Origin of the sequence: Enterobacter sp. PTB (genome assembly GCF_051130085.1) — a bacterium.
Lineage (GTDB): Bacteria > Pseudomonadota > Gammaproteobacteria > Enterobacterales > Enterobacteriaceae > Enterobacter > Enterobacter ludwigii.
This window is the reverse complement of sequence record NZ_JBDKEE010000004.1, coordinates 131,985-148,443: the sequence shown is the minus strand read 5'-3', so window position 1 is coordinate 148,443 and position 16,459 is coordinate 131,985. Positions and strand designations below refer to the sequence as shown.

Annotated in this window: 13 protein-coding genes and 1 tRNA gene; 2 read left to right on the top strand and 12 right to left on the bottom strand. The window is 53.8% G+C overall.

What is annotated here, in order from left to right:
* Positions 1 to 55: 55 nt before the first annotated feature.
* Positions 56 to 1,063 carry a luciferase-like monooxygenase gene (locus AAIR21_RS06660; protein WP_063156895.1) on the top strand — a complete coding sequence of 336 codons (1,008 nt, stop codon included), beginning with the start codon at positions 56 to 58 and terminating at the stop codon, positions 1,061 to 1,063.
* Between the two features lie 45 nt (positions 1,064 to 1,108).
* On the opposite strand, the gene mtr is transcribed toward AAIR21_RS06660, so the two are convergent.
* The 12 genes from mtr to AAIR21_RS06600 form a co-directional block, all read right to left on the bottom strand.
* The gene (gene mtr, locus AAIR21_RS06655; RefSeq protein WP_025202927.1) at positions 1,109 to 2,353 is read right to left on the bottom strand and encodes a tryptophan permease; all 1,245 of its coding nucleotides are present in this window, start codon (positions 2,351 to 2,353) and stop codon (positions 1,109 to 1,111) included.
* A gap of 142 nt (positions 2,354 to 2,495) precedes the next feature.
* Complete coding sequence (locus AAIR21_RS06650) at positions 2,496 to 4,400, bottom strand: DEAD/DEAH family ATP-dependent RNA helicase (RefSeq protein WP_183516740.1); 1,905 nt, start codon at positions 4,398 to 4,400, stop codon at positions 2,496 to 2,498.
* On the bottom strand, positions 4,393 to 4,473 hold the full coding sequence (yrbN, locus tag AAIR21_RS06645) for a protein YrbN (RefSeq protein WP_100122156.1): 81 nt from the start codon (positions 4,471 to 4,473) through the stop codon (positions 4,393 to 4,395). The genes AAIR21_RS06650 and yrbN overlap by 8 nt, the downstream gene beginning before the upstream one ends.
* A gap of 107 nt (positions 4,474 to 4,580) precedes the next feature.
* On the bottom strand, positions 4,581 to 5,465 hold the full coding sequence (nlpI, locus tag AAIR21_RS06640; RefSeq protein ID WP_013098912.1) for a lipoprotein NlpI: 885 nt from the start codon (positions 5,463 to 5,465) through the stop codon (positions 4,581 to 4,583).
* A 108-nt stretch (positions 5,466 to 5,573) separates the two neighbouring features.
* Positions 5,574 to 7,712: a polyribonucleotide nucleotidyltransferase gene (pnp, locus tag AAIR21_RS06635; RefSeq protein WP_014171780.1), complete on the bottom strand. Its 2,139-nt coding sequence runs from the start codon at positions 7,710 to 7,712 to the stop codon at positions 5,574 to 5,576.
* Positions 7,713 to 7,954: 242 nt separating this feature from the next.
* A complete protein-coding gene (gene rpsO / locus AAIR21_RS06630) occupies positions 7,955 to 8,224 on the bottom strand; it encodes a 30S ribosomal protein S15 (RefSeq protein WP_013098914.1) in 270 nt (89 codons plus the stop codon).
* Positions 8,225 to 8,379: 155 nt separating this feature from the next.
* Positions 8,380 to 9,330: a tRNA pseudouridine(55) synthase TruB gene (gene truB / locus AAIR21_RS06625; protein ID WP_014171782.1), complete on the bottom strand. Its 951-nt coding sequence runs from the start codon at positions 9,328 to 9,330 to the stop codon at positions 8,380 to 8,382.
* The gene (gene rbfA / locus AAIR21_RS06620) at positions 9,330 to 9,734 is read right to left on the bottom strand and encodes a 30S ribosome-binding factor RbfA (RefSeq protein WP_014171783.1); all 405 of its coding nucleotides are present in this window, start codon (positions 9,732 to 9,734) and stop codon (positions 9,330 to 9,332) included. The genes truB and rbfA overlap by 1 nt, the downstream gene beginning before the upstream one ends.
* Positions 9,735 to 9,822: 88 nt before the next feature.
* Positions 9,823 to 12,510: a translation initiation factor IF-2 gene (gene infB / locus AAIR21_RS06615; RefSeq protein ID WP_014171784.1), complete on the bottom strand. Its 2,688-nt coding sequence runs from the start codon at positions 12,508 to 12,510 to the stop codon at positions 9,823 to 9,825.
* Between the two features lie 24 nt (positions 12,511 to 12,534).
* Positions 12,535 to 14,037 (bottom strand): transcription termination factor NusA, encoded by a 1,503-nt coding sequence (gene nusA, locus AAIR21_RS06610; RefSeq protein ID WP_014171785.1) that lies wholly within the window; start codon positions 14,035 to 14,037, stop codon positions 12,535 to 12,537.
* Between the two features lie 28 nt (positions 14,038 to 14,065).
* Positions 14,066 to 14,518, bottom strand: a complete 453-nt coding sequence (gene rimP / locus AAIR21_RS06605; RefSeq protein WP_014833432.1) for a ribosome maturation factor RimP — start codon at positions 14,516 to 14,518, stop codon at positions 14,066 to 14,068.
* A 207-nt stretch (positions 14,519 to 14,725) separates the two neighbouring features.
* Positions 14,726 to 14,802 (bottom strand) — tRNA-Met (locus tag AAIR21_RS06600).
* A gap of 287 nt (positions 14,803 to 15,089) precedes the next feature.
* Here AAIR21_RS06600 and argG point away from each other — a divergent pair.
* Complete coding sequence (gene argG / locus AAIR21_RS06595) at positions 15,090 to 16,436, top strand: argininosuccinate synthase (RefSeq protein ID WP_020883538.1); 1,347 nt, start codon at positions 15,090 to 15,092, stop codon at positions 16,434 to 16,436.
* The last annotated feature ends 23 nt before the right edge of the window (positions 16,437 to 16,459 follow it).

Here is a 16,459-nt window from a genome sequence, read left to right as displayed (position 1 = left end):
GTTATTAAATTTTAATGCACTATTAAAAGATTCACCGTCGACAAAGTGAGCTGTTATGACTGATAAAACCATTCCGTTTTCGGTGCTGGATCTGGCGCCGATCCCTCAAGGCTCCTCAGCTCGAGAAGCCTTTACCCACTCTCTCGATCTCGCTCGCCTGGCAGAAAAACGCGGTTATCACCGTTACTGGCTGGCTGAGCACCACAATATGGTTGGTATCGCCAGTGCGGCGACCTCCGTGCTGATTGGTTACCTGGCGGCGAACACCACCACGCTGCATCTTGGCTCCGGTGGCGTGATGTTGCCGAACCATGCCCCGCTGGTGATTGCCGAGCAGTTTGGTACGCTGAATACCCTCTATCCTGGCCGTATCGACCTGGGTCTTGGGCGTGCGCCGGGCAGCGACCAGCCGACCATGCGCGCCCTGCGTCGCCATATGAGCGGCGACATCGATAACTTCCCGCGCGATGTGGCTGAACTGGTGGACTGGTTTGACGCGCGTGACCCTAACCCGCACGTGCGCCCGGTGCCAGGCTACGGTGAGAAGATCCCGGTGTGGCTGTTGGGCTCAAGCCTGTACAGCGCGCAGCTTGCCGCGCAGCTGGGGCTGCCGTTCGCCTTTGCCTCGCACTTCGCGCCAGATATGCTCCACCAGGCGCTTCACCTCTATCGCACAAACTTCAAACCTTCAGAGCGTCTGGAAAAACCGTATGCGATGGTGTGCATCAACATCGTTGCCGCCGACAGCAATCGCGATGCGGAATTCCTGTTCACCTCCATGCAACAGGCTTTTGTGAAGCTGCGTCGCGGTGAGACCGGCCAGCTGCCGCCGCCGGTGGAGAATATGCATCAGCTGTGGTCGGCATCCGAACAGTATGGCGTTCAGCAGGCGCTGAGCATGTCGCTGGTGGGGGATAAGGCAAAAGTGCGTCACGGGCTGGAGACGGTGCTGCGTGAGACACAGGCGGATGAAATTATGGTTAACGGCCAGATTTTCGATCATCAGGCACGCTTGCATTCGTTTGACCTGGCGATGCAGGTGAAAGAGGAAGTGTCAGGTTAGCGCGGTTTGTTCCCCTCTCCCGTCGGGAGAGGGTGACAGGTGGTGTTACTGATACACCGGCAGCAGGTTAAAACTCGACAGGACATGCACCAGCGCGTTGCCAATACCGAACACCAGAATCAGCGCAATCATCGGCTTTCCGCCCCAGACGCGGAATTTCGGGCTGCCGAAGCGTTTACGTGATTTGCGTGCCAGCAGCGCAGGCACAATCGCCGCCCAGATGGTGGCCGCCAGCCCGGCATAGCCGATGGCATAGAGGAAACCATTCGGCCACAGCAGACCGCCAACAATCGGTGGCAGGAAAGTCAGCAGCGCGGTTTTAAAGCGCCCCATAGCAGAATCATCAAAACCAAACAGATCGGCCAGGTAGTCAAACAGGCCCAGCGTCACGCCGAGGAAAGAGCTCGCGACGGCAAAGTTAGAGAATACCACCAGCAACAGATCCAGACTGCGGCTGTTCAGTACGCCGCTCAGCGCCTGTACCAGTACATCAATGTTACCGCCCTTCTGCGCAATGCCGATAAATTCAGGACGCGGGATATTGCCCATCGTCCCCAGCAGCCAAATCACGTACAGCGCCAGCGCCAGCAGCGTGCCGTAGATCAGGCACTTCACAATCGTGCGGGGATCTTTACCGTAATACTTCATCAGGCTCGGCACATTACCGTGGTAACCAAACGATGCGAGACAGAACGGCAGGGTCATCAGCAGGTACGGCGTGTAAGCGGTATTCGTCTCCGCCACGTTGAACAGCGTGGCCGGCGTAACGTGCCCAAGCAGGCTGCCGAAGGTCAGGAAGAAGGTGATCACCTTCGCGCCCAGCACAATCGCCGTCATGCGGCTCACCGCTTTGGTGCTCATCCAGACGATAAACGCGACGCCCAGCGCGAAGCACAAGCCCGCCACTCTTGCCGGCACGTTCAGCGACAACTCCGAGAATGTGTGATGCAGAATGGAGCCGCTCGCTGAGATGTACGCGTAAGTCAGGATGTAGAGCACAAAGGCAATGGAGAGGCCGTTTATCAGGTTCCAGCCTTTGCCTAACAGGTCTTTAGTGATGGTGTCGAAGCTGGAGCCAATGCGGTAGTTCAGGTTGGCTTCGAGGATCATCAGCCCGGAATGAAGCATACAGAACCAGGTAAACACCAGTGCCGCCAGCGACCAGAAGAACCACGCACCGGACATAACCACAGGCAGGGAGAACATCCCGGCACCAATGATGGTTCCGCCGATGATCACCACGCCGCCAAGCAGCGAAGGTGACGTTTGGGTGGTGGTAAGTGTCGCCATACAGCCTTTTCTCCAGTCAATAATGCGGTTATGCATGTTAATGTGCAGCACTGTACCAGTACAAGAGTACAAAAGGAATAAAAAAAGCCCCGACAGTGTTTATCGGGGCTGTATAGATTACTTTACGTCAGAAACGAAAGGCTTACGCGTCACCGAAACGACGACGAGCGGTACCTTCTTCACGACGTGGGCCACGGCTTTCGCGACGCTCGCCAGAGAAACGACGACCTTCGCCTGCGCCAGCGCGGTTGCCTTCGCTACGACCGCCTTCACGACGTTCGCCACCGAAACCACGACCACCGCCACGACGTTCGCCACCACGGTCAGTACGTGGCTGGGCATCGCCCATCAGCTGCATGTTCATCGGCTTGTTCAGGATGCGGGTGCGAGTAAAGTGCTGCAGTACTTCGCCCGGCATGCCTTTTGGCAGCTCGATGGTAGAGTGAGATGCGAACAGCTTGATGTTACCGATGTAACGGCTGCTGATGTCGCCTTCGTTAGCGATCGCGCCAACGATATGACGAACTTCAACACCATCATCACGGCCCACTTCAATGCGGTACAGTTCCATTTCGCCAGCGTCACGACGCTCACGACGTGGACGCTCTTCGCCACTGCGCTCTGGACGGTCAGCACGTGGACCACGATCGTTACGGTCGCCACGACGTTCGAAACGCTCGTCACGGTCACGGAACTCACGCTTAGGACGCATCGGTGCATCTGGTGGCACGATCAGGGTACGTTCGCCCTGTGCCATTTTCAGCAGTGCTGCGGCCAGCGTTTCCATATCCAGCTCTTCGCCTTCAGCGGTAGGCTGAATCTGTGCCAGCAGCGTACGATACTGGTCCAGGTCGCTGCTTTCCAGCTGCTGCTGGACTTTCGCGGCGAATTTTTCCAGACGGCGTTTGCCCAGCAGTTCTGCATTTGGCAGTTCCGCTTCTGGAATGGTCAGCTTCATGGTGCGTTCTATGTTACGCAGCAGACGACGCTCGCGGTTCTCAACGAACAGCAGCGCACGACCTGCACGACCCGCACGACCGGTACGACCGATACGGTGAACGTAGGACTCGGAGTCCATTGGAATATCGTAGTTAACAACCAGGCTGATACGCTCAACGTCCAGACCACGTGCTGCCACGTCGGTTGCAATCAGGATATCCAGACGACCGTCTTTCAGGCGCTCCAGCGTCTGCTCACGCAGAGCCTGGTTCATGTCACCGTTCAGCGCTGCGCTGTTGTAGCCGCTACGCTCCAGCGCTTCAGCCACTTCCAGGGTCGCGTTTTTGGTACGAACGAAGATAATCGCCGCATCAAAATCTTCCGCTTCCAGGAAGCGAACCAGCGCTTCGTTTTTACGCATACCGTATACAGACCAGTAGCTCTGGCTGATGTCCGGGCGAGTAGTCACGCTGGACTGAATGCGCACTTCCTGCGGCTCTTTCATGAAGCGGCGGGTAATGCGACGAATCGCTTCTGGCATGGTTGCAGAGAACAGAGCGGTCTGATGACCTTCCGGGATCTGCGCCATAATCGTTTCTACGTCTTCGATGAAGCCCATACGCAGCATTTCATCTGCTTCATCCAGTACCAGACCGCTCAGTTTAGAGAGGTCAAGAGTACCGCGCTTCAGGTGATCCAGCAGACGGCCCGGCGTACCGACAACAATCTGTGGACCCTGGCGCAGGGCACGTAACTGCACGTCATAACGCTGGCCACCGTACAGGGCCACCACGTTTACGCCGCGCATATGTTTAGAGAAATCAGTCATAGCTTCTGCAACCTGAACAGCCAGTTCACGGGTTGGAGCCAGGACGAGGATCTGCGGTGCACGCAGTTCCGGATCGATGTTGTGCAGCAGCGGCAGCGAGAACGCTGCGGTTTTGCCGCTACCAGTCTGGGCCATGCCCAGCACGTCACGACCAGACAACAGATGTGGGATACATTCTGCCTGGATCGGAGATGGTTTTTCGTAACCCAGATCGGTAAGGGCTTCAAGGATAGGAGCCTTCAGGCCCAGATCTGCAAAAGTGGTTTCGAATTCAGCCATGTAGTACGAGTGCCTCAATGTCAATGGCGGCCAGTCTACTTAGCTCATCGTGAAAATGATTAGCAATTTTCATTGAAAAGTGTGAACCGGCTCAAAGTAGATGTATTGACGAACAACAACGCCCTCACCAGTTAAGGTGATGGCAATCAAAAGATTACGGGCTGATGTTTATGTCGTCAGCTATTGCTGGTCCGATTCTGCCAGGTCGTCTTGCTCCTGGCCCAAGAGCGATAATTCCAACAATGCATAACGGTGCTCAACGAAGTTGTGTACGTTGTTAGCAACCGCTAATTTGAACAGTGCCGTAGCGCTGTCCTTATCCCCCAGACTTAGGTAGTACTTACCTAAATAGAAGTTGGTTTCACTGAGATGCTCAGCGAGCGAGGTGTTATCCGTTGCGTCCGCCTTGAGGCGTTCCATCAGCGTTGCTTCGCTAATGTTGCCCAGGTAGAACTCGACAATGTTCCATCCCCACTGTTCCTTGTCCGATTTATCGAAGCGCTGTTTCAGTGCTTCTTTTGCCTGCTTCTCATCGAGCTTCTGCTCAACGATGTATAACCACAGACTGCGGAAAGGATCATTAGGATCGTCTTGATAAAACGCCAGCAGATCATCTTGCGCTAACTTATCACGACCGCCGTAATACAGGGCGATACCGCGATTCAAGTGCGCGTAGTTGTAAGTTGGATCAAGCTCAAGTACAGAATCAAACGCTTCATAGGCAGCATCAAAATTGCCTGCCTGCGTTAAATAAATGCCTAAGTAATTGAATACTTCAGGCATATCAGGTCGGATTGCCAGCGCTTGTGAGAAATCATTCCGCGCTAATGCCCTCAGACCGAGACTATCATACAACACTCCGCGCTCATATAAAAGCTGTGCGCGTTCGTCATCGGTTAAAGCCCGACTGGCAAGAATTTGTTCCATGCGTGCCAGAATCACTTCCTGCTGCAAAGTCGGTTGCAATGGCACTGCGAGGACTTCGCTCTTACGCCAGGCAGAGTTGCTGCATCCTGCCAGCGTTAAAGCTGTCGCAACGAAACACCAGCGCAAAAAAGGCTTCATTTCCCACTCCCGAAGACAACTATTGGATGAACGTCCTGTCCCCCGGCGGCTTAACAAGGCGTCCTGCCTGATAATAGGCCCTCCGCCGAAGCGGAGGGCAAATGCAACTTACTCGCCTTGCTGTTCTGCTGCCGATGCTTCTGGCGCAGCAGCCGGCTGAGACTGCTCGGTTGCTTCTTTAATGCTCAGACGGATACGGCCCTGGCGGTCAACTTCCAGAACTTTAACCGGGACTTCCTGACCCATCTGCAGGTAATCGGTCACTTTCTCAACGCGCTTGTCAGCGATTTGAGAGATGTGAACCAGACCTTCTTTACCGCCACCGATGGCAACAAACGCGCCAAAGTCAACGATACGGGTCACTTTACCATTGTAGATACGGCCCACTTCGATTTCTGCAGTAATTTCTTCGATGCGACGAATAGCGAATTTCGCTTTCTCGCCGTCGGTCGCTGCAATTTTCACCGTACCGTCATCTTCGATTTCGATAGTGGTGCCAGTCTCTTCGGTCAGAGCACGGATAACGGAACCGCCCTTACCGATAACATCTTTGATCTTGTCTGGATTGATCTTGATGGTGTGGATACGCGGAGCGAACTGAGAAATGTCGCCACGTGGCGCGTTGATCGCCTGTTCCATCACGCCCAGGATGTGCAGACGAGCACCTTTAGCCTGGTTCAGCGCAACCTGCATGATCTCTTTGGTGATACCTTCAATTTTGATATCCATCTGCAGCGCAGAGATACCGTCGCGGGAACCCGCAACTTTGAAGTCCATATCGCCCAGGTGGTCTTCGTCGCCCAGAATGTCAGACAGAACAACAAAGTTCTCGCCTTCTTTCACCAGGCCCATTGCGATACCCGCAACGGCGGCTTTGATTGGCACGCCTGCATCCATCAGCGCCAGAGATGCACCACACACGGAAGCCATGGAAGAAGAACCGTTAGATTCGGTGATTTCAGAAACCACACGAACGGTGTACGGGAATTTGTCAGCATCCGGCATCACTGCCAGCACACCACGCTTCGCCAGACGACCGTGACCAATTTCACGACGCTTAGGCGAACCCACCATACCGGTTTCACCTACGGAGTATGGAGGGAAGTTGTAGTGGAACAGGAAGCTGTCAGTACGCTCGCCCATCAGTTCGTCGATGTTCTGCGCGTCACGTGCTGTCCCCAGGGTCGCGGTAACCAGCGCCTGCGTTTCGCCACGGGTGAACAGTGCAGAACCGTGAGTACGTGGCAGAACGCCAGTACGCACGTCCAGACCACGGATCATGTCTTTTTCGCGGCCATCGATACGCGGCTCACCCGCCAGGACGCGGCTACGAACCACGTTTTTCTCGATAGCGTGCAGAATTTCGCTCAGCTCGTTAGCATCCAGCGTTTCGTCTTCAGCAATCAGCGTTGCGATAGTTTCGTCTTTGATCACGTCAACCTGAGCATAACGCTCCTGTTTGTCGGTGATGCGATAAGCATCGCTCAGACGAGATTCAGCCAGCGCAGCAACGCGTGCATTCAGCGCGTCGTTGACGGCTTCAGGCTGCCAGTCCCAACGTGGTTTGCCCGCTTCTTTAACCAGATCGTTGATGTTCTGAATAACGATCTGCTGCTGATCGTGGCCAAAGACCACCGCGCCCAGCATCTGGTCTTCGCTCAGCAGTTCCGCTTCGGATTCAACCATCAGCACAGCCGCTTCAGTACCAGCAACAACCAGGTCCAGCTTACTTTCTTTCAACTCTTCCTGCGTTGGGTTCAGCACGTACTGGTCGTTGATGTAACCAACGCGTGCAGCACCGATTGGGCCATTGAATGGAATACCAGACAGTGACAGGGCCGCGGAAGCACCGATCATCGCAACGATATCCGGGTTAACCTGTGGGTTAACGGAAACAACGGTCGCGATAACCTGCACTTCGTTCACGAAGCCTTCCGGGAACAGCGGACGAACCGGGCGGTCAATCAGACGCGCAATCAGGGTTTCGCCTTCGCTTGGACGGCCTTCACGACGGAAGAAGCCACCCGGAATTTTACCGGCAGCGTAGGTACGCTCCTGGTAGTTAACGGTCAGTGGGAAGAAGTCCTGACCTGGTTTTGCTTTTTTCTGGCCAACTACGGTTACGAATACCGCAGTGTCATCCATGCTTACCATAACGGCAGCAGTAGCCTGACGTGCCATCATGCCGGTTTCCAGCGTGACGGTGTGTTGACCATACTGGAATTTACGAACGATCGGATTCAGCAAAGTTCTGTCCTTTCTTAAATGTATGACAGCACACCACCGGTGTGCTGACGATTTAACCCGACCTTCTTCGCATCCTCGCGACTAATGACAACCAACACCCCCATGGGTGAAGCCTCTCATTAGCCGCGCGAACCTCTGCAATGAAGATCATTTATAGCAACAATACAATAGTTTCCAGTGAATTGCTGCCGTCTGGTTGAAAAAAGGGGCCATCAGGCCCCCTTTTCTGAAACTCGCAAGACTTAGCGACGCAGACCCAGACGCTCGATCAGCGCGGAGTAACGTGCAACATCTTTACGTTTCAGGTAGTCGAGCAGTTTACGACGCTGAGAAACCATACGCAGCAGACCACGACGGCTGTGGTGATCTTTTTTGTGCTCTGCAAAGTGACCCTGCAGGTGGTTAATCTGTGCAGTCAGCAGTGCAACCTGAACTTCGGTAGAACCGCTGTCGTTAGTACCACGACCAAACTCAGAAACGATTTTAGCTTTAGCTTCAACGCTTAGAGACATTTTCAAACTCCAGAATATAAAGAATGTAAGGATGCCGATCTCTAATTCAGCAATCCCAGTATACGTCCCGCAATATGTTAAACAATTTGCCGAACGTTAAGCCGCGATATTCTACTCGTCTCCCCTGCTTATCGCAAGGCGAGCCGTTATCGCTATCAGGCTTCAACCGGATACTCAACGACCAGGCGACGCGGCGCGACGCGCCCTTCGCCATCCATTTCACCCATGCCGATAAACTTACCTTCATCCCCCTCGGTCACGCGCACCAGACCTTCAGAAGGAGCACTGGTGGTACGAACCGGGTTTCCGTTCTTAAAGTAAACGGAGGATGTTAAAGGAAGATTAACAACCGGGAAATCGGCCGCCGGGCTGTCCATTGGCATCAGCAGCGGATCGAGCAAATCGGCCGGCGCAATCTCCTGCGCTTCCGCCTGCTCAACCAACTCGCGCAGATGTTCAAGGGTCACCATTCGCTCAACCGGGTACGTGCTGACAGCCAGGCGACGCAGGTAAATCACGTGCGCACCGCAACCCAGCTTTTCACCCAGGTCGTCAATGATGGTACGAATATAGGTGCCTTTCGAACAGTGAACTTCCAGCTCCAGCTCATCGCCTTCGTGACGAATAAAGAGCAGTTCGTACACGGTAATCGGACGGGGTTCGCGAGGAACGTCAATGCCCTGGCGCGCATATTCGTACAGTTTTTTACCCTGGTACTTCAGCGCCGAATACATTGACGGTACCTGCAGCGTGTCGCCACGGAAACTTTCCAGCGCAGCATCAAGTTGCTCCGCGCTGAAGGTCACCGGACGCTCTTCTACCACCTGACCATCGGCATCGGAGGTGTCCGTGCGCTGGCCTAGTCGGGCGATGACCCGATAGCGCTTATCGGAGTCCAGCAGGTACTGGGAAAACTTTGTCGCTTCCCCCAGGCAGATCGGCAGCATGCCGGTCGCCAGCGGATCGAGCGCGCCCGTGTGGCCCGCACGGTTGGCGTTAAAAATACGCTTAACTTTTTGCAGCACGTCGTTGCTGGAAGCGCCCTGGGGTTTATCCAGCAGCAGCACACCATGCACGTCGCGACCGCGACGACGAGGACGACTCATTAGTCCTCCTTGCTGTCGTCCGTTGGGTTAACACGACGTTCGTCGTCATGTTTCACCACGCTGGTCACCAGGTTAGACATGCGCATACCTTCGACCAGAGAGTTGTCGTAGAAGAAGGTCAGCTCAGGCACGATACGCAGACGCATCGCTTTGCCGAGCAGAGAGCGGATGTAGCCAGAGGCTTCCTGCAGCGCTTTAATGCCGTTTTTTACCGCGGCTTCGTCCTGATCGTTCAGGAAGGTCACGAACACTTTGGCATACGCCAGGTCGCGGGACATTTCCACGCCGGACACGGTGGTCATGACACCCACGCGAGGATCTTTAATTTCACGTTGCAGGATGAGAGCGATCTCTTTCTGCATTTCTTGCGCTACGCGCTGCGGGCGACCAAATTCTTTCGCCATAATAAATTCTCCAGACAAAAAAGGGGCAAAAAGCCCCTTTTAAAATTATTACCGGGTGGCGCTTTGCTTACCCGGCCTGCATCGATGATTAAGCAATCGTACGCTGAATTTCGATGATCTCGAACACTTCGATCATGTCGCCAACGCGAACGTCGTTGTAGTTCTTCACGCCGATACCACATTCCATGCCGTTACGGACTTCGTTAACGTCATCTTTGAAGCGGCGCAGGGATTCCAGCTCGCCTTCGTAGATAACCACGTTGTCACGCAGTACGCGGATTGGGTTGTGACGTTTGATGATACCTTCGGTAACCATACAGCCCGCGATCGCACCAAATTTCGGTGATTTGAACACGTCACGCACTTCAGCCAGACCGATGATCTGCTGTTTCAGCTCTGGAGACAGCATGCCGCTCATCGCTGCTTTCACTTCGTCGATCAGGTTATAGATGACGGAGTAGTAACGCAGATCCAGACTTTCAGCATCAATCACTTTACGTGCAGACGCGTCAGCACGTACGTTGAAGCCGACCAGGATTGCATTGGATGCAGCAGCCAGGGTGGCGTCGGTTTCGGTGATACCCCCTACGCCAGAACCGATGATCTTCACTTTAACTTCGTCAGTAGACAGTTTCAGCAAGGAGTCGGAGATCGCTTCCACAGAACCCTGAACGTCGGCTTTCAGAACGATGTTCACTTCGTGAACTTCGCCTTCGGTCATGTTCGCAAACATGTTCTCGAGTTTAGATTTCTGCTGACGAGCCAGTTTAACTTCACGGAATTTGCCCTGACGATACAGTGCAACTTCACGCGCTTTCTTCTCGTCACGTACGACGGTCACTTCATCACCCGCAGCCGGCACACCGGACAGGCCCAGGATTTCCACTGGAATGGACGGACCTGCTTCCAGAACTTCCTGGCCCAGTTCGTTACGCATCGCACGAACACGACCGTATTCGAAACCACACAGGACGATATCGCCTTTATGCAGGGTACCTTCACGAACCAGAACAGTTGCAACCGGACCACGACCTTTATCCAGGAAGGATTCGATAACCGCGCCGCTCGCCATACCTTTACGAACCGCTTTCAGCTCCAGAACTTCAGCCTGCAGCAGGATAGCGTTCAGCAGGTCGTCGATACCGGTACCGGCTTTCGCAGATACTGGGATGAACTGCGCTTCACCGCCCCACTCTTCCGGCATAACACCGTACTGGGAGAGTTCGTTTTTAACGCGATCCATGTCAGCTTCTGGCTTATCGATCTTGTTCACTGCAACCACCAGAGGCACCTGCGCCGCTTTCGCGTGCTGGATAGCTTCAATGGTCTGTGGCATTACGCCGTCGTCTGCAGCAACAACCAGTACAACGATATCCGTTGCCTGAGCACCACGAGCACGCATAGAGGTAAACGCTGCGTGGCCCGGGGTATCCAGGAAGGTGATCATGCCGTTGTCGGTTTCTACGTGGTACGCACCGATGTGCTGGGTAATACCACCCGCTTCACCGGAGGCCACTTTCGTCGAACGAATGTAGTCGAGCAGAGAGGTTTTACCGTGGTCAACGTGACCCATGATGGTCACTACAGGCGCGCGCGGTTCTGCCGCTGCGCCGGTGTCACGGTCGCTCATTACTGCTTCTTCCAGCTCGTTTTCACGACGCAGGATAACTTTGTGGCCCATCTCTTCGGCTACCAGTTGCGCAGTTTCCTGGTCGATAACCTGGTTGATGGTGGCCATTGCGCCCAGTTTCATCATCGCTTTGATGACCTGAGAGCCTTTAACCGCCATTTTGTTGGCCAGATCGCCAACGGTGATGGTTTCACCAATCACTACGTCACGGTTAACAGCCTGAGCTGGCTTCTGGAAGCCCTGCTGCAGTGCGGAACCTTTACGCTTGCCGCCTTTACCACCGCGGATCGCTGCACGTGCTTCTTCACGGTCAGCTTTAGATTCAGCGTGCTTGTTGCCTTTTTTGGCTGGGCGAGCAGCTTTGGTGCTGCGAGTACGGCCACGACCACCTTCAACTTCACGGTCGTTATCGTCTTCTGCCTGGCGCGCATGCTGAGAAGTGGTGACGTGATAATCGCTGGTGTCTTCAGACGCTTCAGCAGGGTTCACACCGTTCTTCTCGTTTTCTTCAGCCATACGGCGCGCTTCTTCAGCTACACGGCGAGCTTCTTCTTCAAGCTTGCGGCGGGCTTCTTCTTCCGCTTTACGCTTCAGCTCGGCAGCTTCATTTTCACGGCGGGCTTTTTCAGCCTGGGCGGTTTTTGTCATTTCGTCGGTCTGTTGATTGCTCACTTTGTCTTTTTCCGCAGCTTCACGCTTCACTTTATCACTTGCGTCGCGTTTCGCTTTTTCTGCGGCCTCACGTTCAGCTTTTAATTCTGCTTCACGTTTGGCAGTCGCTTCTGCCTCACGCTGAGCTTGTTCTTCCGCTTCACGCTGTGCCTGCTCTTCCGCAGCAAGGCGTTCTGCCTCTTGCGGATCACGTTTTACAAAGGTGCGTGTCTTGCGGACTTCAATTTGTACCGATTTGCTTTTACCACCGGTACCAGGGATATTCAACGTGCTACGCGTTTTGCGCTGCAGCGTCAGCTTGTCAGGCGTCGAACCGTGTTCACGGTTCAGGTGCGCTAACAAGGTTTGTTTTTCTTGCGCGTTCACCGAGTCATCAGCGGACTTCGGGATCCCTGCATCAGCAAATTGCTGTACCAGGCGGTCCACGGAGGTCTGAATCTCGGCAGCCAGCGATTTTACAGTTACATCAGTCATGCTGTTCCTTCCTGCTACAGTTTATTACGCTTCGTCGCCGAACCAGCAAATATTACGTGCGGCCATGATGAGTTCGCCGGCTTTCTCGTCGGTTAAACCTTCGATATCAGCCAGGTCATCAACGCCTTGCTCAGCGAGATCTTCCAGCGTACAAACACCACGGGCAGCCAGCTTGAACGCAATCGCACGATCAAGACCTTCCAGATTCAGCAGGTCATCAGCCGGCTTCTTATCGCCAAGGCTTTCTTCCTGAGCCAGTGCCAGGGTGGTCAGTGCGTTTTTAGCGCGTTCACGCAGGGCTTCAACGGTGGCTTCATCAAGACCGTCGATTTCCAGCAGCTCTTTCATTGGCACATAGGCCAGTTCTTCAAGGGTAGAGAAACCTTCTTCAACCAGAACAGTGGCGAAATCTTCGTCAATATCCAGGTATTTCGTGAAGGTATCGATCGCCGCATGGGCTTCAGCCTGATGCTTAGCCTGCAGGTCATCAACGGTCATTACGTTGAGTTCCCAGCCGCTCAGCTGTGACGCCAGGCGTACGTTCTGACCGTTACGGCCGATTGCCTGCGCCAGGTTGCCCGCTTCAACAGCGATATCCATGGTGTGTTTGTCTTCGTCAACAACGATAGACGCCACATCCGCCGGAGCCATTGCGTTAATCACGAATTGCGCCGGGTTGTCGTCCCACAGGACGATATCGATACGCTCGCCGCCCAGTTCGGTAGAAACCGCCTGAACACGCGCACCGCGCATACCTACGCAAGCACCGACCGGGTCGATACGCTTGTCGTTGGTTTTCACCGCGATTTTCGCGCGTGAACCCGGATCGCGGGCAGCCGCTTTAATCTCGATAACTTCTTCGCCGATTTCCGGTACTTCGATACGGAACAGTTCAATCAGCATCTCTGGCTTGGAACGGGTCACAAACAGCTGTGCACCACGCGCTTCAGGGCGTACGGCATACAGAACGCCACGAATACGATCACCCGGGCGGAAGTTTTCACGCGGCAGCATGTCTTCACGCAGGATAACGGCTTCAGCGTTACCTGGCAGCCCTTCAGATTTGATTTCCAGAGAGATGTTGTCGCGGTTTACTTTCTTCACCACGCCGGTAATGATCTCACCTTCCTGATCGCGGAACTGATCGACAACCAGCGCACGCTCAGCTTCACGGACTTTCTGGACGATAACCTGTTTTGCGGTTTGCGTGGTGATACGGTCGAAGGTGACAGATTCAATCTGATCTTCAACATAGTCACCCACGTTCAGGCTTTCGTCTTCAAAACGCGCCGCTTCCAGGGTGATCTCTTTCGTCGGTTGGGTCACCTCTTCAACGATTACCCAACGACGGAATGTATCGAAGTCACCGCTTTTACGATCGATTTCTACGCGAACATCGATCTCTTGTTCGTATTTTTTCTTGGTTGCTGTAGCCAGTGCACTTTCCAGCGCTTCGAAAATCTTCTCACGCGGCAGTGATTTCTCGTTGGAGACGGCTTCAACAACAGCCAAAATTTCTTTGTTCATCGCGGGCTTTTCACCTCAATCCAGACTGTTAAAAGTGGGGAACCAGGTTCGCCTTCTGGATATTACTCAGCGCGAACACTTCATCTTTGCCTTCGACTGTAACCGTGATCATTTCACCATCAACGGCTTTGATAATTCCCTGCCATTTACGGCGGTTCTGTACGGCCATACGCAGAACGAGAGCCACTTCTTCACCGGTAAAGCGCACATAGTGCTCGGCCGTGAACATCGGGCGATCGAGGCCGGGTGAGGAAACTTCCAGGTTGTACGCAACGGTAATCGGGTCTTCAACATCAAGAACCGCACTCACCTGGTGGCTAACATCAGCACAATCATCAACATTGATGCCATCTTCACTATCAATATAGATGCGCAGCGTCGATGTACGGCCGCGAACGAATTCGATGCCGACCAGTTCGTAGCCCAGTGCTTCGACCGGTGCAGTAATCATCTCTGTTAATTTTTGCTCTAATGTGGACAAGCCCACCCCCAAGACATAAAAAAAGGGCGTAAAGCCCAGTTATTCTGTAGTCAGATAACAAAAAACCCCGATAAATCGGGGCTTTAGATAACTGAACCCTATAGCCGCAACTGCGGCCTGGAGCACTCTCCGAAAGAATTTTTTCAAATCCAGCTACGAAGGCTCTAAGTCTTCACAGTATATTTGAAAAAGAACTTTATGGGAAAGTGGTTGCGGGGGCCGGATTTGAACCGACGACCTTCGGGTTATGAGCCCGACGAGCTACCAGGCTGCTCCACCCCGCGCCTGAAACGTGGCAAATTCTACGCGTTTTGGAGAGAATTTGCAAATAATGCTGGGATTTGGTACCGAAGACGGGACGTAAAATCGGCGTTTAGTATATTGATAGTGAACCCCACCTGTCAAGCCAGTTTCCGCCAGGTCAAACAAAGGGAAAATTTTACAAAAAACGCACGAGTCTCTTCCGGTCATCGACAAAAGATGATTAAATGAATACTCACTTATTTTGCATAAACATGCATCGAGAGCGAAAGCGGTCTCTTAATCAGTCAATCAAGCAGGGTTTTATTTTATGACGACGATTCTCAAGCATCTTCCGGTAGGACAACGTATTGGCATCGCTTTTTCAGGCGGCCTGGATACCAGCGCTGCACTGCTGTGGATGCGCCAGAAGGGAGCGGTTCCGTATGCATATACTGCGAACCTGGGTCAGCCGGATGAGGACGATTATGATGCAATCCCTCGTCGCGCTAAAGAGTATGGCGCAGAGAACGCGCGCCTGATTGACTGCCGTAAGCAACTGGTCGCTGAAGGTATTGCTGCTATTCAGTGTGGTGCTTTCCATAATACTACCGGCGGCCTGACCTATTTCAATACCACCCCGCTGGGCCGTGCAGTGACCGGTACCATGCTGGTTGCCGCCATGAAAGAAGATGGCGTAAACATCTGGGGTGATGGCAGTACGTATAAAGGAAACGATATCGAACGTTTCTATCGTTATGGCCTGCTGACCAACGCCGAGCTGCAGATTTATAAACCGTGGCTCGATACCGACTTTATCGACGAGCTGGGCGGCCGTCATGAAATGTCCGAGTTTATGATCGCCTGTGGCTTCGACTATAAGATGTCCGTTGAGAAAGCCTACTCTACCGATTCCAATATGCTGGGTGCGACGCACGAAGCGAAGGACCTGGAATTCCTGAACTCCAGCGTGAAGATCGTTAACCCGATCATGGGTGTGAAGTTCTGGGACGAAAACGTCAAAATCCAGGCGGAAGAAGTTACCGTGCGTTTCGAGCGCGGCCATCCGGTTGCCCTGAACGGCAAGACCTTCTCTGACGATGTGGAACTGATGCTGGAAGCTAACCGTATCGGTGGCCGTCACGGTCTGGGCATGAGCGATCAAATAGAAAACCGTATTATCGAAGCAAAAAGCCGTGGCATCTATGAAGCCCCTGGGATGGCGCTGCTGCACATTGCTTATGAGCGTCTGCTGACCGGTATTCACAACGAAGACACCATCGAGCAGTATCACTCCCATGGTCGTCAGCTGGGTAAACTGCTGTACCAGGGCCGTTGGTTCGACCCACAGGCCCTGATGCTGCGTGATGCACTGCAACGTTGGGTGGCAAGCGCGATCACCGGTGAAGTGACGCTGGAGCTGCGTCGCGGGAATGACTACTCGATTCTGAACACCGTGTCCGACAACCTGACTTATAAAGCAGAGCGTCTGACCATGGAGAAAGGTGAATCCGTGTTCTCTCCGGACGATCGTATTGGCCAGCTGACCATGCGTAACCTGGACATCACCGATACCCGTGAGAAGCTGTTCAACTACGTTGAGAATGGCCTGCTCTCCGCAAGCGCCGGTAATGGCCTGCCGCAGGTTGAAAACCTGGAGCACAGCGTTAAGAAGTAAGGCTTACGCAGAAATGCAAAAGG